The organism is Rickettsia amblyommatis (genome assembly GCF_002078335.1).
Taxonomy (GTDB): domain Bacteria; phylum Pseudomonadota; class Alphaproteobacteria; order Rickettsiales; family Rickettsiaceae; genus Rickettsia; species Rickettsia rickettsii.
The window spans coordinates 1,189,201-1,212,360 of the sequence record NZ_CP015012.1; the positions used below are offsets into that span (position 1 = coordinate 1,189,201).

Below are 23,160 nucleotides of genomic sequence, written 5' to 3' on the forward strand. Positions count from 1 at the left end.
GCGGGAATGACATAGAACGCAAAATGTCCGGTACTATAGGTATCAATACCCACTCGCAACAACGCCTTCACCCGTGTTTAATTTTAGCTTGTGCTGCGGCGATTCTTGCTATAGGGATACGGTATGGAGAACAAGAAACATAGTTTAAATTCATTCTATGAAAAAATTCTATAGAGGCAGGGTTCCCTGCATGTTCTCCGCAAGCTCCGAGTTTCAAATTAGCATTACTGCTTTTTCCGCGTTTTATAGCAACTTCAATTAATTCTCCTACTCCTTCTTCATCGAGAGTAGTAAATGGATCGGATTCAAAAATCTTTTCTTCTAAATAATATGGAAGAAAAGAGGCCATATCATCTCTAGAAATTCCATATGTAGTCTGAGTTAAATCATTAGTACCAAAACTAAAATAGTCAACTTCCTTAGCTATTTTCTTACTGCCGAGTGCTGCCCTGGGTAGTTCTATCATAGTACCGAACGTAAAGGAAAACTTATATCTATAACGTTGCTCTAATTTCTCTATTACCGCATAAATATCCATTTTAAGCTTTTGTATTTCACCTACATTGCTAATTAAAGGAATCATTAATTCTAAGTTACATTCTATATGTTCTTTTTTATGTAGCTCAAAAATAGCTGTAAAAATTGCTTCAATTTGCATTTGGTAAATTTCCGGTGAACATATACCAAGTCTACATCCACGGTGACCGAGCATAGGATTTACTTCATGCATAGCATGAAGACGTTGATTAATCATGGATAAAGGTAGATTTAAGCTATTGGCCAAATTCTTTTTATCTTCTTCGGTGGTAGGTAAAAACTCATGTAATGGCGGATCAAGTAATCTAATATTTACCGGCTTATCTTTCATTACTCTGAATAAAGCTTTAAAATCCTCAGTTTGCAGAGGTAATAATTTCTGCACAGCAAGCTTTCTCCGTTCTATATCAGGAGCAATAATCATTTCTCTTACTAAAGGAATTTTATTTGTATCAAAAAACATATGTTCGCTACGACATAAACCTATACCTTGAGCTCCAAACTTTATAGATACTAAAGCATCGTTAACTGTTTCAGCATTTGCACGAACTTTTAAGCTACTAATCTCGTCTGCCCAATCTAAAATTAACTTTGATTCCTCACTGAAAGTAGGTTGAATTAACGGCATTTCACCTAAGAAGATTTTACCGCTACCTCCGTCAATCGTTATAATATCACCTTGTTTAATAACTATGTCGCCTGCTGTTAATATTTGCTTTTTCTCATCTATAGATAAATTATTTGTACCGCAAACACAAGGTGTCCCCATACCTCTTGCCACAACTGCGGCATGTGAAGTCATTCCCCCTCTAATAGTTAAAATACCTGAAGAAACATGCATTCCGTTAATATCCTCAGGACTAGTATCATGGCGTACTAAAATTACTTTATGATGATGAGATAATTTTTCGGCATCATAAGGTGAGAATACTGCAATACCTGTTGCAGCCCCAGGAGAAGCAGGTAGCCCCTCAGCAATAGAAGTAAGCCCCTTACTGTAATCAATTCTTGTATGTAATAATTGATTTAATGATTCCGGATCGATTCGCATTAAGGCTTGTTCTTTAGAAATAAGCTTTTCTTCTACCATTTGTACGGCAATATTAATAGCAGCGATGGCTGTTCTTTTTGCAGTACGTGTTTGCAAAATATATAGCTTATTATTTTCTATAGTGAATTCTATATCCTGCATATCTAAGTAATGTTCTTCAAGCGTTTGCGCAATTTGTGATAACTCCTTAAATACTTCCGGCATCATTGCTTGCATAGAATTTGAATCTTTTGCAATAATAGGCATAGGTGTTCTAGTTCCCGATACTATGTCTTCACCTTGAGCATTTATTAAAAACTCTCCAAAGAGTTTTTTTTCTCCTGTAGAAGGTGATCTAGTAAAAGCAACTCCCGTAGCTGAAGTTTTACCTAAATTACCGAAAACCATTGCTTGGATATTAATAGCCGTACCGAAATCCTCCGAAATATTATTGATTTTTCTATATATAACCGCTCTATTACTCATCCAAGAATGTAGCACCGCTTTAATTGCCGATTCTAACTGTTCATAAGGATCATTAATTAGTTGCTTAGTATACTTAATATGCAACCGTTTGAAATCATCAATAATTTTTTCTAATAATTCTACGGTAATATCGCTATCTTTATGAATATCGGCTTGCATTTTGTGCTTTTCGTAAATTTGTTCAAATAGATCACTAGGTATAGATAATACCGTTGAACCGTACATTTCTAAAAATCTTTTGTAACTATCAAGAGCAAATCGTTTATCACCGCAGGAATCCGCAAGAGCATTACACACTTCGTTATTCATTCCAAGATTAAGGATAGTATCCATCATTCCAGGCATTGAAATCGTAGAGCCCGAACGCACCGATAATAATAAAGGATTGCTTGTACTGCCGAAAATTTTACCGGTAGTTATTTCAAGTTCGGTGATAGCTTTTTTTAAGTCGCTTTGAAAGTTTTTAGGCAAGTTATTATTGTGGGTATAAAAGTAATTACATAGCTCTGTAGTGATTGTAAAACCATCAGGAATAGGTAGTTTTAGGTTGGACATTTCGGCAAGACCGGCACCTTTGTTACCAAGTATATTTTTCATGCTAGCGTTTCCATCACTACCATTACTGCCAAAATAATAAATTAATTTTTTCATATCATATATCAAAATTTGCTAACAATTTATGTGTTTAGGAGCATAAATACATATTTATACAGTATGAAAAAAATAGTAGCAACGTTAAATTAAGAATATCTTTAATAAAAATAGTTGAAATTTTAATTTATTATTATACTTGTTAATTTAATTATATTCTGTGTACAAAAGTCAAATTTTCAAAAAAAATCTTATTAATTTTCGCTAAAAAATATCTCAAAATAGCAAATCAATTAGAAACCTTCACAGAACCTAATAAGTTAATTGAACTTATTCTAAATGTTATTGACTAATTTAAGAAAATTGACCATAATTCTAAATGGTCGTGCAGTTGCGTGATGATATAGCAAAGCTATAGATCACGAGGAAAGTCCGGACTCTATAGAGGTATGGTGCCGGTTAACCTCCGGCAGAGTATTATTACTTTAGGGACAGTACCACAGAAAATACACCGCCAAGTATGAATACGAAGGTCAACTTCAAAAAGAGCTAGGAGTTTACAAGACGAGGAACGGAGCGTATACTTAATACGTGAGTACCGTTAGTACTTGTGGAATGACGCAGCCAATTTTTGAAGTTGATCGAGTATTTTTGGTAAGGGTGAAAAGGTACGGTAAGAGCGTACCGGTAAGTTGGTAACAAATTACGCATGGTAAACCCCACCAAGAGCAAGATCAAATAGGCGTTACAGAACTTATCAAGTTCCCGGGTTATCTCTAGCCGGCTTGTAATGCGGGTAGATCGCTTGAGGTAAACGGTAACGTTTATCCTAGATAAATAACTGCAATGAATTTATATTCATACAGAATCCGGCTTATAGACCTTATTGTCATCCCGCGACTTGATCGCGGGAGCTTAGAAAACAGCTTATTAAATATTGATAGACCCTGCGATCAAGTCGCGGAATGACTAGGACTGTAACACAATTTAATGAAAAAGTTATATCATAATCCTATTTGTCCTCTTTCAAGACAAGCCCGTGTCTTCTTAAAAGAATTAGATATAGAATTTACTACGATTAAAGAAGATTATTGGCAATTCAATAAAGATTTCTTAAAAATAAATCCTGCCGGAACTTTACCTATTTTAGCAGAATCATACGGCTTATTTGTAGTAGGTATTTATCCTTTTGTTGAATATCTTAATAGCAAATATCCGAATTTTAATTTTTTAGATGAAGATATTGATATTTGTTGCGAAATTAGACGATTATTCTTTTGGTTTAACGATAAATTTTATCGTGAAGTTACTAAGATTATTATCGATGAAAAAGTTATAAGATCAATTGCTAAAATGAGCAGCCCACGAACCGAGTTTTTACGTGCTGCAAAAAATAATTTAAATTATCACTTAGAATATATAACTTCTTTACTAGAAAAAAGAAGTTATCTTGTATCGGATTCACTAACTATTGCCGATATTGCCGCCAGTTGTCACTTATCGGTACTCGATTATTTCGGTGAGATTTATTGGGATAAATGGACGCTTATCAAACATTGGTATTCACTAATTAAATCAAGACCGGCTTTTAGGTTATTACTACAAGATAGAATCCCTGGCTTTTCCCCCCCCAACTATTATACAGATTTAGATTTTTGAATAGACTTCTTCGGAAACTCTACTTCTAGAGGTAATTTGTGCGTCAATTCGCTGCTCGCATCCTCACGTACTTCTATGTACGCTGCGGTGCTGTGTTGCGTGTTTCCTACAAATTCCTCTCTATAAGCGAGTGTCCGAAGAAGTCTATTATATAATTTAATAATTTGATTCTTTCCGTATCATAAGCTTTGAGTATTTTACGAATATTATTAAGAGATTGATTTTTTATGAGTGCAGGCTCATATTCAAGATGAACTCCACTTAAAATAGCTGTCCCGTCGCCGTAAGTACATTTTATTATTGCAGCCTGAGAATCTTCATAACTTGCTATTATTTCAGTATCTTTGGTATTTTCTGCATCAATAAAATATCCACCGCCATTATAAAAAGCATAACAATCCTTAATATTTAAATTAAGTGTTGGATTTATTTTTAGATAAGCGGCTCTTGCTCCTTTATGTGAGTTGTAATAATAAGGAGCAAACACTGGTCCTCTAACCGTTCCATTGAAAATCTTTAATTCTCTTTTACTTATAACCTCTATATTTATTCCTTTAGCGAATTCTACATAGTTACCGCTGTAGTAACTGCCTGCACATATCCCAAGAAAATTACCACCGTTTTTAATATAATTCTTTATATTAGCATTTCCTTTGCCTTGCAATTTTTGTACATAGTATAAATCTCTTCCACCGAGTAAAATAAGTAATAAGGTGTTTTGAACCCACTTTTCGTCTATAATTTCTTGTGCAGTAATATAACTACGTTATACTTTGGAGCATAAAGTCTTAAGGTATGCACGCAATGCTTAATACTGTCTTTTGAAACTCCTAGATCATTATAAATTTTTATTTTCATTTTTATATTCTTGACAAGGACATTATATAATTCTATTTAGTGTAATTACTTAAAAATAAATCATGCGGTAATTTTATGCAACTTAATTCAATCTCACTACCGTTAACTACAAGGCAAGCAATAGAAATAGTTTTAGGAGTGGCATTACTTACTATTTGTTCACAAATAGTAATACCTATAAAGCCTATATTTATTTCATTGCAAACCGTTGCAGTGATATTCATCGGACTTACATATAATAAGACGACCGCACCTTTAACAATATTATCTTTTATAACGCTTGGAGCAATGGGAATCCCTGTGTTCGGAGAATTTTCAAGCGGTTTACGAATATTATTCGGTCCTACCGGAGGATATCTAGCAGGTTTTATAATTGCCGTATATGTTATGGCTAGCTTAAAAGATAAAATTTTTACTTCTAATAAACGGTTAAATCAGATATCTTTATGTTTGATCGGTAATATAATTATTATGAGTTTAGGCTGGATGTGGCTCTCTACACTCTTAGGAGCAAGCGGTGCATTTTACGGCGGCGTATTACCTTTTATAATACCGGGAATAATTAAATCAGTATTATTAATTGGACTTATCAATATAGTAAAACCAAAAACTCGGTGAACTTCAGTATTGCCTAAAAACAGTTGATCTAAAGTTTCGATGTCATTCCTGCGCAAGCGGGAATGACATCGAGTAGGTTTTTTGAGCCATGCAAAACACCACCTTTGCAGGAATGGCATCGATCTTTAAGTGGACAACAAATATGGTATAACTCTATTATTCATGAGATAACAATGCTAATGCCGCATTTTCCGGTGCCGACCTGGAAAAATAACATTAAATATGATCTTGAAAATATAGCAAGACTTTTAAGAGCCTTAGGTCACTCTCATTTAAGGCTTCCTCCCGTCATACATATAGCAGGTACAAACGGTAAAGGTTCAAGCAGTGCTATGCTTAAAAGCATCTTTACGCTTGCCGGTTATAAGGTACATTGCTATACATCTCCTCATTTATTAGAATTTAATGAACGAATCGTAGTAGCAGGTGAGAAAATCTCGGATAATGAATTATGGCAGGTTTGTGAGCAGGTGAGGGTAGCAAGCGAAAAATTTAATATTGAACCTAGCTTCTTTGAAGGTACTACGGCAGCAGCATTTCTAGCATTTGAGAAAACAAAAGCTGATATATTAATTTTAGAGACGGGACTAGGCGGTCGGTTAGACGCAACAAATATAGTAGAACGACCGTTAATTACTTTAATTACACCTATTTCATATGATCATATACATATGCTGGGTAATACATTACCCCTAATAGCAGTTGAGAAAGCTGGTATTATGAAGTCTTGCGTTCCTTGCGTTATAAGTATGCAAGCTTTGGAAGTTTATGAAACATTATTTGCAAGGGCTGAAGAGTTAGAAGTACCGAGTTTCTGTTATGAATATGATTTCGGTATTAAAAAGACGGACAACGGATTTATTTATTCATCACGAAATTTTACCTATGAGTTTCCGACTCCTTCGCTACTTGGTGATCATCAATTAATAAATGCTGCAAGTGTTATTGCCTTAATAAGCCTTATTAACAAACAATTTAATATTAATAATGAGGTTATTGCTAAAGGATTACAAAATACTATTTGGCCTGCTAGAATTGAAAAAATAGAACCGAAAAAATATTCTAAATTAATAGGTGATAATGTTCAAATTTGGATAGACGTAGCTCACAATAATAGCGGAGCTCAAGTTTTGGCAAATTGGATGCGTGATAATTTAAAATCATCGATATATTTAATACTCGGTATGACTAAAAATAGGAATATCGAGGAATTTTGCTCTTACTTTAAGGGTTTGACAATTAAAGGTTACGGCGTTAAAGTTTTATCCGAACCGCTAAGCCATAGTGCAGAAACAATAAATTTGGAAGGCAGAAAGAGTGGTATTGATTTTAGCGCAAGCGACTCACTCGAAGAAGCGATTAGTGATATAAAGAAGATAAACGGCGATAATAAAGCAAATATTATAATAACCGGATCGCTTTATTTAGTTTCCGATTTTCATAAGTTACTATGATGTCATTCCTGCGTGGATACTAAATCGTCACTGCGAGCAACTGCAAGGAGCGTGGCAATCTCATAAAGTAGGGCTCCTGAGATTGTGCTTCGTCAAAATTTTCAATTTTTCCTCGCAATGACTCTCGCTATAAATATATAAAAACCAACATAGGAGAAAATAATATGACCTATTGCAACAAATCTAATCAAACCTCATATCCTTTTATCTTACCTGATTTACCTTATGAGCAAGAAAGTTTTAAACCACATTTTACTCTCGAAACTTTTGATTATCATCATGGTAAGCATCATAATGCTTATGTACAAAATCTAAACAATTTACTCAAAGATAAAGAAGAATTACAAAAAAAAGATTTAGAAGAAATAATAGAATGGTCATCACAAAACTCAAATGCGGCTATTTTTAATAACGCAGCCCAAATATGGAATCATACCTTTTTTTGGCATTCAATAAAGCCGCAGGGCGGAGGTAAACCAAGCGGTAAAATATTAGAACAAATTAATAAAGATTTCGGTAGTTTTGAAGAGTTTTGCGAACAGTTTAAGCAAGAGGCAGTAGGGCAGTTCGGTAGCGGCTGGGCATGGCTTGTATATCACGATAATAGGTTACAAATTATAAAAACCGCTAATGCCGGTACACCTATAGCAAACGGTATGAAGCCGCTTCTTGCATGTGATGTATGGGAACATGCTTATTATATTGATTATCGTAACAAACGACCTGATTATGTTGACATATTTATTAAGCATATGATTAACTGGAAGTTTGTAGAAGATAACTTAATAAAATAAAACATGGCTGATATAAAGGTAAGAAAACATCCTATTATTAATAATCTGAAGCAAGAGTCAAAAACTCCTGTAGTTAATGAGCAATCTGATATATTAGAGGAGTTAAAAGACCTAAAAAAAATTCAACAATCTTCTAGCAATCAAACCAAAACATTGCAGGAGTTAGAGCAAGCACAGAAAGCTCCTATCGAATATATAGCTTTTAGTGGAGGAGGAGCTAAGGGCGCAATATATTCCGGAGCTTATAAGGCAGTAAAAAAAGCTGGTATTTTAGATAATGTCAAGGCGGTAGCAGGTTCTTCCGCTGGTGCTATAACTGCCACAGTGGTAGCTCTTGGGACACCGCCTGAGCGATTTGAAGAAATTTCTAAAAATACAAATCTGCAAACTTTACTTGGAAAAAAAGGATTTTCGGCAGGTATAGTACAGCTAAATAAAGACGGTAAACCTTTATATGCTCTATTAGAACTTGTTATTAAAGAAAATATAGGAAATTTTTTACAGAGATCAGATATAGTAAATGTTAAAGATGATAAAGCTCTTGATGAATTAAGAGAAAGATCCAACCAAAAAGACGGTAAAATATATTTTAAGGATATAGCGTTACTGCGAAAATACGATCCAGTGCAGTATAAGGATTTAGTAATTACGGCAACTCAGCAAGAGACAAGTGAACTAACTATTTTCAATAGCTTTGATACGCCAAATGTTGAAATTGCTTTAGTTTGCCGTGCTTCTGCTTCTATACCGCTTGTTTTTAAGCCGGTAGAAATTGACGGTAAAAAATATATCGACGGTGGATATAGAGATAATATACCGACAAAATATTTTAAAGGCAATGAACCGGAATTTGATACAAAAGCAGTAACTGATAATATGGAGGAGATTACCTTAGCTAAAAAGCAAGGTAGAACTCTAGCTATGGCTTTTGGTACGGGTATGGAAGCTGATGCAAATATTGCTATATATAGTGCAAAAAAATTTGAAAGCCCAAGTGAGATCGTAAAGTTTTTAACTGATATATTATTTAAGACGCTTGCAAAAGTAGGAGGAAAATTTAAATATACTGAAACTCTAAAAGCAACTAATGAGCAGTTACGTGAAAATGCTTTAAACACTATTGTTTTAGATACTGCCGGAATAGATACTTTGGATTTCAAAGATGCACAAAAATATTCTGATTATTTGCATATTAAAGGATATTGTCAAACTAGAGGACATTTGAATAATCATGACCTTGGCAAAGAAGCAGATAAAATATTTGACCATCAAAAATTTCTACTAAATGTTTATGAAGTTTATGATAATAAAAATCTACATAAAACATTTGGCACTAAATTGTTAGAAATGTTTATTCCGTTAAAAGAAAATAATACTTCTAAATGGCAAGAAGGAGTTATTGAAAATCATGATGATAAAGCAAAGATGTTATTATCATTTTGTAAAACCGGAGCATTAAACGAAAAAGAATTAAATGAAAAGCTTAAAGAATATGTAATTATTGCTGCAACTAGTCGTAATAATACACTAAAAGCCGGTACAAACTCATTGAACGCTTTGTTGTATACCTTAAACGATACTACTGCTTCAAGTAAAATAAAAGATAGTTTCATTGAGGTACTTGGAATAGATAAAAATAAAGATGTAAGATTTGATAAAACTAAAACCTTTGATGAAAATATTGCTAAGTTTAAATTTACTAAACAAGATTTAGAAAGCTTTATAACTAAGAGTAAAAGCGAAGCACCAAAAATTCAAAGCAGACATAGTGTAGCTACAAGTCATGTCAGTAGGGGTGAGTGAGGTGTTTTTATGTCATTCCCGCTTTCGCGGGAATGACATCGAGCGGATTTTTCGCGCCATGCAACAAAGCTCGCAATGACGGCTACTAAAAAAAATGAATATCGGTAAATTTAAACTAATTGTTTTTGACAAGCTATACAGTACAAACTCTGAGGCTATGAGAATGGCTCAGAATGCTAAAGTTGATTCAAACTATGCAGTACTTGCCAAATCTCAAACTAACGGACGTGGTAGAAGCGGCAAAAACTGGCAGTCTAGGTCAGGTAACTTACATGTAAGTTTACTAATAAAGCCTGATAAAGAGCTAGAATTATTGCCGCAATTATCTTTTGTTACGGCACTTAGTGTTTATGATAGTATAACCTCTTTATGTCACTCCCATAGTTCTCTATGTCATTCCCGCGAAAGCGGGAATGACATAAGGAATGAAAATAACATTATACAACTAAAATGGCCCAATGATGTATTAATTAACGGTCGGAAAATTGCCGGTATACTTCTTGAATCTGTTAAAGTAGAAAATAATTATTACCTTATTATCGGTATCGGCATTAATATTACCTATCACCCTGATAATATCGACCAGCCTACTACTAGCTTAATAAGCGAAAATCTACTACCTATAGAACCGCAAGCTTTACTCGAGATATTAATAGAAAATTTTGAAGAATATTATCAAATTTGGCACAATAACGGTTTTCCTTTTATTAGAAAAAAATGGTTAGAACATGCTTATAAGTTATATGAAAATATTAGCGTTAAATATCAAAATGATATAGTAACTGGTCTTTTTAAAGATATCGATAATACCGGCAGAATAATATTGCAACTACCTTCCAAAAAAATAATCTCTTTTTCCACTGCCGAACTTTTTTTTTAGCAACAATATTACTAAATTTAGATTGTAGATTTAATTTTTGTTAACTTCTACTTAAGCTCCAATTTAACAAGATAATAAATAATATGCCCCAAGAGAATAACAACCCAAGTTATCTGTCTCAAGCGTTTTTAACAAATGCATATGAGCAATTAAACGAATTTAAAAAACTTTCTTCTAATAACATTAGTACATTCATGCAAGATTTTATAAAATTGAAAAAGCTTTTAAATGTACATTATTTACGGGTAATAATAACGCATGTGAAGGTTTAGTAGAATTATATGACGAAGTAATAAAAAAATGCCTAATTATGCTTGTGCATATTTATCAGAATTTTATAAAAATGGAAATCACCTTGACAAATTCTTTATGTTTAAAAGATTTTGGGATATATGATTACTCTGAACTTAAAGAGCTAGCTATAATAGAAAATGGATATATGAATGCAATACAGGGAGAATGGCCGTTCCTGAATACTTAATTCTTTCTAATTTAAAATCAATTATAACAGATTTTAATAGTACTTTACCCACTGAGTACCATTTAATTACCGATGCAAGTGTTTTTGAATGTAAAGAAGCAATAAACAAATTTACCGTATTGGGTAGCAATAAAGATAAGCATAAATCTATAATTCAAAAACCTCAAGAAACAGAAGCAATAATAAAGCCTACTAACGCCCAATCTCAATCTATAACTTCAAAACCAATAGAAAAATATAGAGAGTATGTTAAGAATGATGATTACGGGCTAACAGGCGCAACACACTGCACCATATCTTAAAAAAATAAAGGGATAAAAATAATGATAAATAACCAAGATAAAAATTAACTTCTGATGCAATGTTTACAGCAGCACGAGATCAATATCTCACAGACATCAACCGGCTATTTATGAGATCAGAAACTAATACATTAGAAATGACACCTAAGAACGAAAACATTATATGTGAATTACATCAAAAAATTAAAAGAAACATTCTTTTGCGAGCAAGGGGAGGCAGCTTACTATTTATCTCAATTTTATTATAACGGCTGGTCAGTTAAAAAAGATATTATTAAGGGAGATTTTATTCTTTCAATAGGGAAAAAATGCGGTGATCAAAATTGTATGGTTTTGGATTATAAAAATGATGATCCTTTATCTGCAGGGCTTAAAGTTTTGGCTGTAAAATGTACTAGAGTTATTATAAGCTCCAAGTCAAAATATAAATCAGAAATAACCGACGCAATAAAAAAGGAAGCTGAATCTGCTATTATTGAATATGTAAAAGATACTGAAATAAAAGACATATTCAGTATTATCGATAACACGTCACACAATATATCTAATACTCTGGAGCTATTAACGCAACCTGATACATCGTTAGAATTAAGTGGACCATTAGATAAGCCTAAAAAAATGATAGTTTAAGCATGTTAATGCTGCTTTCTAAAGTAAATGAACCAACAAAATATAATAATGCTGATGATAAAGCACCTCCACCACCTGTTCCCTTACAGCAGACAGAATTCAATACCGCACAACAAATAGAGATTCTTGGGTTAGGCGAAGATACAGAAAAAAATAATAATTGCTTCGTTAAAAAATGTTTAATTCTATAAAAAACAATAAAATCTTTTATCTATCACCGGTAAATCAGTTGTTTAAGGCAGGTTTAAGACAACAAGAAATGTTTTTTGTTTTTCACGATCAATGGCCTTCTTATACTAAAAAAGCAGTTAATCTATTGTTTGAGTCGGCAGTAGAAAATTTGACCTGTGCTATGCTACTTGGTGAAGAAGAGGCAATATTGCCTCTATCGCAGCTTTATTGTAGCGGTACTATTTACGATATTTTACCGGATTTAGTTTTTAGTGATTATATTATTTTAATAGGTCAAAAACTTGGATATAAATCATGCCAAAATATTCCTTTAAGAATGATTACTAATACTAAGTGTTTAGAAAAGCAGCTAGATAGTCTTGCTATTACTTCTAATATATTATTTTATTATCGTAATTTTAAATGCATAAGTAATGATGTTAAAACAAATTATTAGAGATTGCAATGAGCAATTTGATAAAGCATGGCATTTTTGTAAATTTGAATATTCCTATTCAACATTATTATCTTTTGAAATGCCGGAAGAAGAAGCCGAAAAACTTGAAGAAGTACCTTTGATGGGTACAAAATCTACTGATGATAGTAAATACTTGATATCTTAAATGTTACTCCTGTCATCCCGCAACTTGTGAGCTAGATCCAGTCTTTTTAAATTTTTTTATGGATCCCGTGGTCAAGCTAGCCTTGTTGCGTGGATAGGTTTATGTCATTCCCGCGTAGGCGGGAATGACATTGAGTAGGTTTTTCGAGCCATGCAACAAAACTGGTCAAGCCACAGGATAACACCGTATTTTTCGATCCATACAACACCCACCTCTTAGTGCTAGCATTTTTTCAGTTATATTATCTTAATGGGTCCTGTGATCAAGTCACGGGATGACAACAGAAAATAGGTAATAAATATATGAAAAAAATAATCTACAGCAATCAAACTTTCGACAATATGGAAATAAAATCCATAACCAATAAAGAGTTAGTAATTATCGGCTATGCGAGTGTTTATAATCTTATCGATCATCATAATGATACACTTGTGAAGGGGGCTTTGCAAATGCTTCTCATCATAACGTAAAATTTCTTTGGCAACACAACAGTAAAAAGTCTATCGGGATTATTACTCATTTGGCTGAAAATGATCACGGTTTAAAAATGGAAGCGGTGATAAATAATAAGGTCAAGGCAGGAATGGTGGCGATAGAGCTAATAAAGCAAGGCGCAAAGACGGATTATCTATAGGTTTTTATATAAAAAATTCGGTTTATAATGATGCAAGGCAAAGAGTAATTACTGAAGCAGAACTTTTAGAGATAAGCATTGTTACTTTTCCAGCTAATCAAAGAAATTTTATATATTACTAAAAGTCAAGATGTAGAATATCAAGATAAAATCAATGAGTGAGAGGAAAAGCTATATAATATGCAAAATATTTTAGAAAGACCAAATAGTATTAATATAGAAAATCAGGAACAAAAAAACTCGTTTATTAATTACATACGTAAAGGCGAAGATAATGGGCTTATGCAAAAGTCATCTCTAAATAGTAGTACGGAAGCAGGGAACGTTTTAATATTACAGACTTTATATAACAGTATCATCACCGAAATAAATGCTAGATCACCAATGAGGCAGTTAGCTTCGATTGAAACAATTTCTACGAATGCAATTGATATAATAAGCGAGGACGGCAAATTTAGCAGTGGCTGGATTGGAGAAGTAGAAGCTCGAGAAGAGACTTCGGCAGCGAAGTTAAAGTAGCAGCGTATTTTTGTTCATGAACTATATGCACAATCTAAAGCTAGCCAGGCATTACTTGAGGATACGACTATTAGGGTTAAAAATTGGTTCGGTGAAAGATTGCGTGATAGTTTCGTTAAAATGGAAAATAATGCGTTTATCAATAGTAACGGTATAAAAAAACCTAGAGATATTTTATCACCTAACCATGATAAAATCGAGAAGATTAAGATGGGTAATAAAATTACCGCCGATGGGCTGCTTGATTTTATAAACTCCCTTAAAGAAGCATATTTAGTGAATGCAACTTTGCTCATGAATCGTATTACTTTATCCGAAGTTCAGAAGCTTAAAGAGCACCAAGGACGTTTTATTTGGCAGTCTTCACTATCCGGTTCCTTTAAGCAAACTATATTTGGAGTACTGGTAGTTTGTAGCTCCGCTATGCCTCCTATAGATAAAAAGGGAAATATAGCGATAGGTGACTTTAAAGCAGGTTATAAAATAGTAGATAGAAGCGGTATTAATATTATACGTGCTCCTTACACTGAAAAGCATTTTGTAAAATTTTATGCCGTAAAGAGAGTAGGGGGTGGATGTGGTGAACCAAGAAACTATTAAGAGTGGGGTATTTCATTAGATATACTTAATATGTCATTCCCGCGAAGGCGGGAATCCATGGTAAAGCGAGCTTTTAATATTAAAAATCAATATATTTATACCTTTTTATTACTGAATTCCCGCCTTCGCGGGAATGACATAAATGATCCATACAGGCAACGCCTACAAGTGAGCTAGGATGACATCTTACTTAATTTAAAAGGTAATAAAATAACAAAAACAGTAGTGAAAAATTTTCAGCATCAAATTAAATTTTTAAAAAATATCGCAGGAGAAGAAATGGAAGAGGATAGATGGGTAGAGAAATTAACAAACTATGCCGAAATTAAACCACTATGCGATAGTAAATTCCTTGCTCTAGAAAATATAAGCTTCGGACATATAATAACAGAAGGATATTTTTTATTTAAAATAAGATTTATTAAAAATATCACTACTAAAATGCGTATTTTATTTAAAGAATAGAAATTTGAAATTAAACGAATTATTAACGTTGAAGAAAAGAGTAAATTTTTAAATATAATAGCGTTGGAAATATATGTATCATGATTTTATCTATAATTTGCAGCTAAGTTTGTATAAATGACTTATAAACTATAATGACATCAAAACTAAAATTAATAAAATATATTTTTGTTCAGGATGCAAAATGTCCGTTCTTACTTGTTAATATATTGCATGTTAATAATATATCTACTAATGTACAAAATATAATGCAGCTGGAATTTGAAATATGTATTTTTACTAATGATAAAAACCGTAATATCGCTCTAAGCCTTGCTAGTAAAATAAGCGATAAAATAGAGCATCACTCATTTGAAAATGTTGTTGGTATAAAAATAACTAAAATAGAGTTTCAAACTAGCAAAGACTTAGTAAGTACAAAACTGGTAATGAATTATCAGGCATTATTAAAGCAAAAAATAGGAGTATAAAATGCATTTAATCGCAGGGCTAGATATAAGTAGTCTATTAAAATCAAGGAAGAAATTCGAAGAGTTTCGTAAACATTTAGATACTGAGCAGAACAAAGCCGGCAGTATCCAATCTTTTGAATTTTGTTATGAACTAGCTTGGAAAACAATGAAACGCTTTTGTGAAAAATCCGGCAAAACACCTTATGTTTTAAAGGATGTATTTCGGGAAGCAGCGGTTAGCGGGTTGATTTCTGACCCTAGAATATGGTTTAAATTTATAGAGATTCGTAACATTACGGTTCATACTTATAATGAAAAAAATTTAGAACTAGTAATTAGTATTTTTGATGATTTTTCTGATGCTTTAAATGAGCTTATAAATAATTTGGAGAAATATAGTGGTTCAGATTGAAAAGCAAGATTTGTTAATATTACGTTCTATACTTGGGAAATATCCTTATAAATTTTATGCCTACGGTTCAAGGATTAAAGGTAATGCAAAAAAATTCTCCGATCTTGATCTTTGTATTATGGATGATATTAATTATGAAGTTTTGCTTAAAATTAGGGAAGCACTAGACGAATCTGATATATCAATACATATAGATATAAAAAGATGGAATATAGATATGAATGAAGATTTTCGCTCTTTAATTAAAAATGATCTTATCCTTTTTCATTAACAGCTCAGGTATCTTATGAATTTTCACGATATACGCATGCCGGAATTTATTGAAAGTTTTGCGGTTGGGAAGCCGGAATTTTCTACTTCGCACGCTATAACTAAATTCGGTAGAGAAGCAAGACATTTAGATCGCAACTATGGCTGTCAGAAATATTTAATCAAAAATGCAAGGTTAAGCAGTACGGAATTTAAGCTTTAATAGCTTTTTTAAAGCAAGATGTGGAAGTAATTTTGCTTTGAGATTTAGGAATTATGCAGATTATAGAGGAATTAACGAAGTTATTGCTAAAAGGGGACGGTAATTTAAATAAATTTCAGCTAAGGAAGATATATAGCAATCCTATTGCTCCTTACGAACGAGTATCACTCAACCGGTTAATAATAGTGTAATTCTATATATTAATAATGTTAGAACTATGGGCATTGTAGATTACAACGATGGTATAGTGACCTGACCAAGTCCCTTAGGTCAAGATGTAATTTTAACTGCTGATTTTACTTTTGACGTAGCAGTTAGATTTAGTATAGATAGTTTTGAATATTCTTATTGTAATGGCGGTTCTATAGCGTTATCCAACATAGAGTTAGTGGAGGTGATTATATGAGTATTGCGATTGAAGAGGTAATTACAAAGCTTACAAATTTTGTTTATTGTTTTCAAATTAAGCGAGCTAGCGTTGAGGAATTAAACTTAACAAATAGCGATCATGCTATAAAAAGTGAAGAGAGAGTTTTTTGACCGAATTCCGGTTTAGATTTAAAAGACGCGGAATTTAACGATTCCGCACAAAACCATATAATCATTGAAGGTATTTTTGAGGAAAACGGCATTACGACGACAATGGATTTAAATAATGCTATTGTTAAAATAATAAATATATACTGACAAGGTTTTTGAGCATTTCATTACATATTATTGCACTTTATATACAAAATATGATTTAAACTTTTAAATACATTTAAAACCTGAAATGGTAAAATATAATCAGACTATAATTAATTGATATAGCAAAACATGTAGAGCAGTTTTCGGAGATAGTCAATGTAAAATAGATAAAGCTTTATATAGTGGCATATATAAGGTTACAGAAATGCTCAAGGAAAGTTTAAGAATACTAGATTGAGATAAAGAAAACGGCTATTATAACGGCGGTCAAATTATATTCAGCGAAAATCGTTTTAACAGTAAAGTTCTAAGCAATTTCGGTGATTTGATTATATTAGAGGATATTATACCGGATTATGTTAAAGATGCCGAGGAAGTAAAAATTACTGCCGGATGTGATAAAAATTTTATAACCTGTTGCAATAAATTTAATAATGCTATAAATTTTAGGGGCGAACCGCTAACATCAAAAACAGATTTTATAAATTTAGTATAATCAATGAAACAAAGTTTTATAAAACTAGTATATGCAGAGCTAAAGAATATAATAAATATGAAAAGCTCCAAACAACAGCAAAAAAAAGAAACGCAATTAATTGATTATTTTAAAATAGTTGAAAGTAATATATTATATACATTTCAAAAAATAAAAAAGGAATATGAAAGAGACTAAACGTTTTTTTAACAAAAATACTAGATTAAATAAAGGTTATGCTAAGACTTTTAGTGTAAACGAACCTGATAATAATTTTTACCATAAAAAATTTGAACATATATTACCGCCAATTGATTTAATCAGTGAGTATGAGAGTATTTATCCCGGTACTTTACAGAAATTAATGCATATGGCACAAAAAGAACAAGCTCATAAGCATGCTATAGATCTAAAAAACTTAAAAATACAGGCAAGAGTCGCTAAATTAACACGAATCTATTTATTAATATTTGGAATTTGCCTTGTAGTTTCAATTTTTTTTTAAAACTTTCTAAATAAAATTAAAGATAAAATATTTTATTTACTTGTAATTTTAAATAAAATAAGTTAAATGCGATATATATTTATTTATAAACATAATACGGAGCAATTTTATTTCTAAAAATAATTTTCCTAAGGCTAATAGAGCAATCAGAGCTAGAGAAGTTCGTTTAGTAGGCGAAAACGGCAAAATGCACGGCGTCGTAAATATTAGAGAAGCATTAGATATGGCGGAAAGAGCCGGTCTTGACTTAGTCGAGATATCACCGAATGCTGTACCCCCTGTCTGTAAAATTCTAGATTTTGGTAAGTTTAAGTACGAAAGCAAAAAACGTTTGCATGAAGCACGCAAAAAGCAAAAAATCGTCGTACTTAAAGAAATGAAATTTAAACCTAATATTAGTATAGGTGATTTTGAAACTAAGCTAAGAAAAATCAAAGAATTTTTAAAAGACGGAGATAAAGTAAAAATTTCTTTATGGTTTAAGGGGCGAGAGATTCTTCATAAAGAGGTCGGTCAAGAACTATTTAAACGTATAGAAGTAGGGCTCGAAGGACTCGTTAAAATCGATCAGCATGCTAAAATGGAAGGTAAGCAGATGATAATGATCGTTAGCCCTGATATTAAGGTGCAATAGCTACTCAAATCGTCATTGCGCGCGAACGTAGAGAGTGTGGCAATCTCAGGAATTTTACTGTTTCATAAGGTTACCGCGTCGAGGCTTTGCCTCTCCTCGCAATGACGTGTAGTAACAACAATAAAAAATTAAATCTAAATAAGTTATGCCGATTAAAATTTTAATGCCTGCTTTATCTCCAACTATGACGGAAGGAAATCTAGCTAGGTGGTTAAAAAAAGAAGGGGACAAAGTTAATCCTGGGGAAGTAATTGCTGAAATTGAAACCGATAAAGCAACGATGGAAGTAGAAGCAGTAGACGAAGGTATACTTGCTAAAATAGTTATCCCGCAAAATAGTCAAAATGTACCTGTTAACTCTTTAATTGCTGTGTTAAGTGAAGAGGGAGAAGAAAAAACGGACATTGATGCGTTTATTGCAAAAAATAATAGTGTATCACCGTCGCCGAAAACAGATGCTAATCTTCCGAAACCCCACGAGAATATAGCTAATGTAGAAGAACAGGTAACAGTTATAAAACATGATGCTAGTAAAATACTCGCCTCACCGCTTGCAAAAAGACTTGCAAAAATGGGAAATATTAGAGTTGAGAGCGTGAAAGGTAGCGGCCCGCACGGTAGAATAGTCAAACAAGATATCTTATCATATACTCCTAGCACTGCTCATAATAAAATAGTTAGCAGAAATCCTGAAGAAGATCGTTTAGTACCAAATAATAATATCCGCAAGACTATAGCCAAGCGTCTGCTTGAATCTAAACAAACAGTTCCACATTTTTATTTATCTATAGAATGTAATGTCGATAAATTGTTAGATATAAGAGAAGACATTAATAAATCTTTTTCTGAAGATAAATCAACAAGGATATCGGTTAATGATTTTATTATTTTAGCAGTAGCCAAAGCTTTACAAGAAGTGCCAAATGCCAATGCTAGCTGGGGAGAAGATGCAATTAGATATTACAATAATGTCGATATTTCAGTAGCGGTAGCGATTGAGAACGGGCTTGTTACGCCGATAGTTAAAAATGCCAATCAAAAAAACATTCTAGAACTATCTCGTGAAATGAAAGCATTAATAAAGAAAGCAAAAGATAATAAATTAACCCCTGAAGAATTTCAGGGCGGAGGGTTTACCATTTCTAACCTCGGTATGTATGGTATTAAGAATTTCAATGCTATAATTAACCCACCGCAAAGTTGTATAATGGGCGTCGGAGCTAGTGCAAAACGTGCTATAGTCAAGAATGATCAAATAACTATAGCAACAATTATGGACATAACTCTTTCGGCCGATCACCGAGTAGTAGACGGAGCAGTCGGTGCTGAGTTCTTGGCAGCATTTAAAAAGTTTATAGAGAGTCCCGCTTTGATGTTGATATAAGTCGTCATTGCGAGCAGCCATAGGCTGCGTGGCAATCTCGTCAAATATCCTGAGATTGCTTCGTCGAAACTTTCAGTTTCTTCTCGCAATAACGTTGAAATCTCACCCATAAACAAATCACAATAAAATAACATGAGTTTTTCAGATAATTTAGTAAAAATTTTAGATAAATATGAAAATTTAGGCAACAAACTATCTTCCGGCATTATGGGAGACGAGTTTGTGAAGGCATCTAAAGAATATGCAGAACTTGAAGATGTTGTAGCAAAAATTAAAGAATATAATAAGGCTAAATCTGAGCTTGAAGAAGCAAATAATTTTAAGCTAGAAGTGGGACTTGATAATGCCACTTTAGAAATGATTGAAGACGAAATACACACTCTTGAAAATTCGTTATCAAAACTTGAAAGAGCCGTAAAAATTGCTTTATTACCGAAAGATGATGCGGATAGTAAAAGTGCTATTATTGAAGTTAGAGCAGGAAGCGGCGGAGAAGAAGCTGCACTTTTTGCTGCCGTACTTTTTAATATGTATCAAAGATATGCTGAGTTAAAAGGATGGCGTTTTGAGATATTAGCAATTTCCGATACGGGAATAGGTGGTTATAAAGAAGCATCGGCGTCAATAAAAGGCAAAGATGTATTCTCTAAGCTCAAATTTGAGTCAGGCGTTCATAGAGTACAGAGAGTACCAGAAACGGAATCACAAGGACGTATTCATACTTCGGCAGCAACGGTTGCAGTACTTCCTGAGGCTGAAGAGGTTGATATTAAAATTGCAGATAAAGACTTAAGAATCGATACTTATAGAGCTTCAGGGGCTGGTGGACAGCACGTTAATACTACCGATTCTGCCGTACGTATAACTCATATCCCTACCGGTATTACCGTAGCCTTGCAAGATGAGAAGTCACAGCATAAAAATAAAGCAAAGGCGTTAAAAATTCTACGTGCTAGAATTTATGAAGAAGAACGACGTAAAAAGGAACAAGAAAGAGCCAACAGCAGAAGAGGGCAGGTCGGTTCGGGAGATCGTTCGGAGCGGATACGTACTTATAATTTCCCACAGGGAAGAGTATCCGACCATAGAATAAACTTAACACTTTATAAGATAGACGAAGTAGTTAAAAACGGACAATTAGATGAGTTTGTTGAAGCTTTAATTGCGGATGATGAAGCTACAAAACTTTTGGAGATATAAAGCAAAAATACAGCCTAATAAACAAATGAAACCACAAGCATCTATAAACGGTAAAATCTGGCAGCAGAAACTGATTAACGAAGATATAGTCACCGAGTTATGTCGTAGTTTCAAAATTAGTGATTTACTTGCTAGGATAGTATCATTAAGAGTAAATAATCTAGAGGAAGTAGAAAATTTTTTGATACCGAAAATCAAAAATTTATTACCTGATCCTTTTCATCTGCTTGATATGAAAAAGGCTGTAGATAGAACCGTTACAGCTATTTTAAATAACCAAAAAATATGTATCTTTGCCGATTATGATGTAGACGGTGCTACTTCAGCCGCTTTACTTAAAAATATTTTTAGAGATTTAAATATGCTATGTGATATTTATGTTCCCGATCGTATAGCTGAAGGATACGGTCCAACTCCTTTTGCTATGCAAAAAATTAAAGATAACGGCACAGAATTATTAATTACGGTTGATTGCGGTACTATGGCACATGAAGCCCTAAAATACGCAAAAGACGTTAACCTTGATGTTATAGTAATCGATCATCATATAGCTCCGGAAATATTACCGGATGCAGTAGCTATAGTAAATCCAAATCGTATTGATGAAAAAAGCGAATATAAACATTTGGCAGCCGTAGGAGTTGCTTTCTTATTTGCAACTGCAATATTATCGAATTTAAAGAAGCAAAATTATTTCACGCAAACAATGCTTCAGCCTAATCTAATGAAGTATCTAGATTTAGTGGCTCTTGGTACTGTTTGCGATATGATGAAATTAACAGGCTTAAATCGTGCATTTGTTGCAAGCGGATTGAAAGTAATGCAACAAAGGCAAAATATAGGGATTAAAACATTATATGATATGGTAGGGCTTAATGAAATACCAAAATGTTATCATTTAGGGTTTATTCTAGGTCCGCGTATCAATGCGGGCGGTAGAGTAGGAAAGTCAAGTTTAGGGGCTAATCTCCTATCTACTAGTTGTTCTAATGAAGCAAATAAATTAGCTGCAGAACTTGAAAAACATAATAATGAGCGTAAAGTAATTGAGTTATTAATGATAGAAGAAGCGATGGAAATTGCTTTGACACAACAAGATAGTAGTTTATTATTTATCGTAAAAGAAGGATGGCATCCAGGCGTTATAGGAATCGTTGCCAGCAAATTAAAAGAAAAATTTGATAAGCCGGTGGCAGTTATAGCTTTAAATGACGGGATTGGTAAAGCTTCATGCCGTTCTATTTTAGGTATTGATTTTGGTGCTGAAATTATCAATGCTAAAAGCAAAGATTTGCTAATAGCAGGTGGAGGTCATGCTATGGCGGCAGGTTTTACCGTAACTGCTGAAAAATTACAAGAATTGCAGAATTTTTTTAATAATGCTTTTAGAATTAGTATAAATAAACTAGAAAATTATAAGCATGCGGAATATGATATTGATTTAACGGTTAATAGTGTGAATTTCCCTTTAATGGAGGAATTAAACACTTTAGAGCCTTTCGGTCAAGGAAATCATAAGCCTATATTTAAATTCGATGATTTATTTGTATTAAAAGCGGATATCGTTGGAAGTAAGCATATTAAATGTATACTTGTTCCAAATAAGCAAGGCTTTGGTAATAAAGCCTTATCTGCTATTGCTTTTAATTCGGTAGGAACTGCATTTGAAGATGTTTTATTAAGCCCTAAAGCAAAAAATATTGCCGCAATAGGAACGTTAAAAACTAATAATTGGCAAGATAATTATACTATTCAATTAATTATAAAAGATATACTTCTAAAAGAGTAGATAGACAAGTATATA

General features: G+C 33.0%; 25 protein-coding genes, 1 other RNA gene and 5 pseudogenes. 28 read left to right on the forward strand and 3 right to left on the reverse strand.

Annotation, left to right across the window (positions count from 1 at the left end; translation table 11 throughout):
• Positions 1-67: 67 nt before the first annotated feature.
• The gene (ppdK, locus tag A3305_RS06775; protein ID WP_014392284.1) at positions 68-2,704 is read right to left on the reverse strand and encodes a pyruvate, phosphate dikinase; all 2,637 of its coding nucleotides are present in this window, start codon (positions 2,702-2,704) and stop codon (positions 68-70) included.
• Between the two features lie 315 nt (positions 2,705-3,019).
• On the opposite strand from ppdK, the gene rnpB reads away from it, so the two are divergent.
• Together rnpB and A3305_RS06785 are read left to right on the forward strand one after the other, a co-directional pair.
• Positions 3,020-3,537, forward strand: an RNA gene (rnpB, locus tag A3305_RS06780) — RNase P RNA component class A.
• 97 nt (positions 3,538-3,634) lie between these two features.
• Complete coding sequence (locus tag A3305_RS06785) at positions 3,635-4,303, forward strand: glutathione S-transferase family protein (protein WP_014392285.1); 669 nt, start codon at positions 3,635-3,637, stop codon at positions 4,301-4,303.
• On the opposite strand, the pseudogene A3305_RS11625 reads toward A3305_RS06785, so the two are convergent.
• Together A3305_RS11625 and A3305_RS06795 are read right to left on the reverse strand one after the other, a co-directional pair.
• A pseudogene (locus A3305_RS11625) lies at positions 4,291-4,467 on the reverse strand (palindromic element RPE1 domain-containing protein); the annotation flags it as partial. The gene A3305_RS06785 and the pseudogene A3305_RS11625 sit on opposite strands and share 13 nt — an antisense overlap.
• The gene (locus A3305_RS06795; RefSeq protein WP_306765196.1) at positions 4,410-5,060 is read right to left on the reverse strand and encodes a BPL-N domain-containing protein; all 651 of its coding nucleotides are present in this window, start codon (positions 5,058-5,060) and stop codon (positions 4,410-4,412) included. The pseudogene A3305_RS11625 and the gene A3305_RS06795, both read right to left, overlap by 58 nt.
• Positions 5,061-5,236: 176 nt before the next feature.
• On the opposite strand from A3305_RS06795, the gene A3305_RS06800 reads away from it, so the two are divergent.
• From A3305_RS06800 to recJ, 26 genes and pseudogenes are all read left to right on the forward strand, one after another.
• Complete coding sequence (locus A3305_RS06800; RefSeq protein WP_014392286.1) at positions 5,237-5,779, forward strand: biotin transporter BioY; 543 nt, start codon at positions 5,237-5,239, stop codon at positions 5,777-5,779.
• Positions 5,780-5,952: 173 nt separating this feature from the next.
• Positions 5,953-7,233: a folylpolyglutamate synthase/dihydrofolate synthase family protein gene (locus A3305_RS06805; RefSeq protein WP_014392287.1), complete on the forward strand. Its 1,281-nt coding sequence runs from the start codon at positions 5,953-5,955 to the stop codon at positions 7,231-7,233.
• 164 nt (positions 7,234-7,397) lie between these two features.
• On the forward strand, positions 7,398-8,027 hold the full coding sequence (locus A3305_RS06815) for a superoxide dismutase (RefSeq protein ID WP_014392288.1): 630 nt from the start codon (positions 7,398-7,400) through the stop codon (positions 8,025-8,027).
• A 3-nt stretch (positions 8,028-8,030) separates the two neighbouring features.
• The gene (locus A3305_RS06820) at positions 8,031-9,830 is read left to right on the forward strand and encodes a patatin-like phospholipase family protein (protein ID WP_014392289.1); all 1,800 of its coding nucleotides are present in this window, start codon (positions 8,031-8,033) and stop codon (positions 9,828-9,830) included.
• A 94-nt stretch (positions 9,831-9,924) separates the two neighbouring features.
• Entirely contained in the window at positions 9,925-10,710 is a 786-nt protein-coding gene (locus tag A3305_RS06825; protein ID WP_014392290.1) for a biotin--[acetyl-CoA-carboxylase] ligase, read from the forward strand.
• Positions 10,711-11,169: 459 nt separating this feature from the next.
• Positions 11,170-11,493, forward strand: a complete 324-nt coding sequence (locus tag A3305_RS06840; protein ID WP_014392292.1) for a hypothetical protein — start codon at positions 11,170-11,172, stop codon at positions 11,491-11,493.
• A 165-nt stretch (positions 11,494-11,658) separates the two neighbouring features.
• A complete protein-coding gene (locus A3305_RS06850) occupies positions 11,659-12,123 on the forward strand; it encodes a hypothetical protein (protein WP_014392293.1) in 465 nt (154 codons plus the stop codon).
• Positions 12,124-12,131: 8 nt separating this feature from the next.
• The gene (locus A3305_RS06855; protein WP_226983902.1) at positions 12,132-12,314 is read left to right on the forward strand and encodes a hypothetical protein; all 183 of its coding nucleotides are present in this window, start codon (positions 12,132-12,134) and stop codon (positions 12,312-12,314) included.
• The gene (locus tag A3305_RS10795) at positions 12,299-12,751 is read left to right on the forward strand and encodes a hypothetical protein (RefSeq protein ID WP_014392295.1); all 453 of its coding nucleotides are present in this window, start codon (positions 12,299-12,301) and stop codon (positions 12,749-12,751) included. Before A3305_RS06855 ends, A3305_RS10795 begins: the two co-directional genes overlap by 16 nt.
• Positions 12,729-12,917, forward strand: coding sequence for a hypothetical protein (locus tag A3305_RS10800; protein ID WP_226983903.1), 189 nt, complete (start codon positions 12,729-12,731; stop codon positions 12,915-12,917). Before A3305_RS10795 ends, A3305_RS10800 begins: the two co-directional genes overlap by 23 nt.
• Positions 12,918-13,219: 302 nt before the next feature.
• Positions 13,220-13,387: an HK97 family phage prohead protease gene (locus tag A3305_RS10805; RefSeq protein WP_226983904.1), complete on the forward strand. Its 168-nt coding sequence runs from the start codon at positions 13,220-13,222 to the stop codon at positions 13,385-13,387.
• 32 nt (positions 13,388-13,419) lie between these two features.
• Positions 13,420-13,673, forward strand: a pseudogene (locus tag A3305_RS10810) (HK97 family phage prohead protease).
• 58 nt (positions 13,674-13,731) lie between these two features.
• Positions 13,732-14,670, forward strand: a pseudogene (locus A3305_RS10815) (phage major capsid protein).
• Positions 14,671-14,895: 225 nt separating this feature from the next.
• Positions 14,896-15,135, forward strand: coding sequence for a head-tail adaptor protein (locus tag A3305_RS06880; protein ID WP_014392297.1), 240 nt, complete (start codon positions 14,896-14,898; stop codon positions 15,133-15,135).
• A gap of 134 nt (positions 15,136-15,269) precedes the next feature.
• Positions 15,270-15,605 carry a hypothetical protein gene (locus tag A3305_RS06885; protein ID WP_014392298.1) on the forward strand — a complete coding sequence of 112 codons (336 nt, stop codon included), beginning with the start codon at positions 15,270-15,272 and terminating at the stop codon, positions 15,603-15,605.
• A gap of 1 nt (position 15,606) precedes the next feature.
• A complete protein-coding gene (locus A3305_RS06890; RefSeq protein ID WP_014392299.1) occupies positions 15,607-15,999 on the forward strand; it encodes an HI0074 family nucleotidyltransferase substrate-binding subunit in 393 nt (130 codons plus the stop codon).
• Entirely contained in the window at positions 15,986-16,270 is a 285-nt protein-coding gene (locus A3305_RS06895; protein ID WP_014392300.1) for a nucleotidyltransferase domain-containing protein, read from the forward strand. Before A3305_RS06890 ends, A3305_RS06895 begins: the two co-directional genes overlap by 14 nt.
• 15 nt (positions 16,271-16,285) lie before the next feature.
• Positions 16,286-16,877: pseudogene (locus A3305_RS11630) on the forward strand (TIGR02217 family protein).
• Positions 16,874-17,158: pseudogene (locus A3305_RS10825) on the forward strand (hypothetical protein). Before A3305_RS11630 ends, A3305_RS10825 begins: the two co-directional pseudogenes overlap by 4 nt.
• 274 nt (positions 17,159-17,432) lie before the next feature.
• Positions 17,433-17,654, forward strand: a complete 222-nt coding sequence (locus A3305_RS06910; protein WP_231289126.1) for a phage BR0599 family protein — start codon at positions 17,433-17,435, stop codon at positions 17,652-17,654.
• 3 nt (positions 17,655-17,657) lie between these two features.
• Positions 17,658-17,831, forward strand: coding sequence for a hypothetical protein (locus A3305_RS09650; RefSeq protein ID WP_008580225.1), 174 nt, complete (start codon positions 17,658-17,660; stop codon positions 17,829-17,831).
• On the forward strand, positions 17,818-18,138 hold the full coding sequence (locus A3305_RS06915; protein WP_014392304.1) for a DUF2335 domain-containing protein: 321 nt from the start codon (positions 17,818-17,820) through the stop codon (positions 18,136-18,138). Before A3305_RS09650 ends, A3305_RS06915 begins: the two co-directional genes overlap by 14 nt.
• Before the next feature lie 73 nt (positions 18,139-18,211).
• The gene (gene infC / locus A3305_RS06920; RefSeq protein WP_081120932.1) at positions 18,212-18,772 is read left to right on the forward strand and encodes a translation initiation factor IF-3; all 561 of its coding nucleotides are present in this window, start codon (positions 18,212-18,214) and stop codon (positions 18,770-18,772) included.
• Between the two features lie 145 nt (positions 18,773-18,917).
• Positions 18,918-20,156 (forward strand): pyruvate dehydrogenase complex dihydrolipoamide acetyltransferase, encoded by a 1,239-nt coding sequence (locus tag A3305_RS06925; RefSeq protein WP_014392305.1) that lies wholly within the window; start codon positions 18,918-18,920, stop codon positions 20,154-20,156.
• Between the two features lie 132 nt (positions 20,157-20,288).
• Positions 20,289-21,356, forward strand: a complete 1,068-nt coding sequence (prfA, locus tag A3305_RS06930; RefSeq protein WP_014392306.1) for a peptide chain release factor 1 — start codon at positions 20,289-20,291, stop codon at positions 21,354-21,356.
• 25 nt (positions 21,357-21,381) lie between these two features.
• Entirely contained in the window at positions 21,382-23,145 is a 1,764-nt protein-coding gene (gene recJ / locus A3305_RS06935) for a single-stranded-DNA-specific exonuclease RecJ (RefSeq protein WP_014392307.1), read from the forward strand.
• Positions 23,146-23,160: the final 15 nt, after the last annotated feature.

What these genes read in the sequence shown, in the direction of transcription:
- ppdK (WP_014392284.1), bottom strand. Translation starts at nt 2,704, where the DNA reads ATGAAAAAATTAATTTATTATTTTGGCAGTAATGGTAGTGATGGAAAC.
- A3305_RS06785 (WP_014392285.1), top strand. Translation starts at nt 3,635, where the DNA reads ATGAAAAAGTTATATCATAATCCTATTTGTCCTCTTTCAAGACAAGCC.
- A3305_RS06800 (WP_014392286.1), top strand. Translation starts at nt 5,237, where the DNA reads ATGCAACTTAATTCAATCTCACTACCGTTAACTACAAGGCAAGCAATA.
- A3305_RS06805 (WP_014392287.1), top strand. Translation starts at nt 5,953, where the DNA reads ATGCTAATGCCGCATTTTCCGGTGCCGACCTGGAAAAATAACATTAAA.
- A3305_RS06815 (WP_014392288.1), top strand. Translation starts at nt 7,398, where the DNA reads ATGACCTATTGCAACAAATCTAATCAAACCTCATATCCTTTTATCTTA.
- A3305_RS06820 (WP_014392289.1), top strand. Translation starts at nt 8,031, where the DNA reads ATGGCTGATATAAAGGTAAGAAAACATCCTATTATTAATAATCTGAAG.
- A3305_RS06825 (WP_014392290.1), top strand. Translation starts at nt 9,925, where the DNA reads ATGAATATCGGTAAATTTAAACTAATTGTTTTTGACAAGCTATACAGT.
- A3305_RS06840 (WP_014392292.1), top strand. Translation starts at nt 11,170, where the DNA reads ATGGCCGTTCCTGAATACTTAATTCTTTCTAATTTAAAATCAATTATA.
- A3305_RS06855 (WP_226983902.1), top strand. Translation starts at nt 12,132, where the DNA reads ATGCTGCTTTCTAAAGTAAATGAACCAACAAAATATAATAATGCTGAT.
- A3305_RS10795 (WP_014392295.1), top strand. Translation starts at nt 12,299, where the DNA reads ATGTTTAATTCTATAAAAAACAATAAAATCTTTTATCTATCACCGGTA.
- A3305_RS10800 (WP_226983903.1), top strand. Translation starts at nt 12,729, where the DNA reads ATGATGTTAAAACAAATTATTAGAGATTGCAATGAGCAATTTGATAAA.
- A3305_RS10805 (WP_226983904.1), top strand. Translation starts at nt 13,220, where the DNA reads ATGAAAAAAATAATCTACAGCAATCAAACTTTCGACAATATGGAAATA.
- A3305_RS06885 (WP_014392298.1), top strand. Translation starts at nt 15,270, where the DNA reads ATGACATCAAAACTAAAATTAATAAAATATATTTTTGTTCAGGATGCA.
- A3305_RS06890 (WP_014392299.1), top strand. Translation starts at nt 15,607, where the DNA reads ATGCATTTAATCGCAGGGCTAGATATAAGTAGTCTATTAAAATCAAGG.
- A3305_RS09650 (WP_008580225.1), top strand. Translation starts at nt 17,658, where the DNA reads ATGAAACAAAGTTTTATAAAACTAGTATATGCAGAGCTAAAGAATATA.
- A3305_RS06915 (WP_014392304.1), top strand. Translation starts at nt 17,818, where the DNA reads ATGAAAGAGACTAAACGTTTTTTTAACAAAAATACTAGATTAAATAAA.
- A3305_RS06925 (WP_014392305.1), top strand. Translation starts at nt 18,918, where the DNA reads ATGCCGATTAAAATTTTAATGCCTGCTTTATCTCCAACTATGACGGAA.
- prfA (WP_014392306.1), top strand. Translation starts at nt 20,289, where the DNA reads ATGAGTTTTTCAGATAATTTAGTAAAAATTTTAGATAAATATGAAAAT.
- recJ (WP_014392307.1), top strand. Translation starts at nt 21,382, where the DNA reads ATGAAACCACAAGCATCTATAAACGGTAAAATCTGGCAGCAGAAACTG.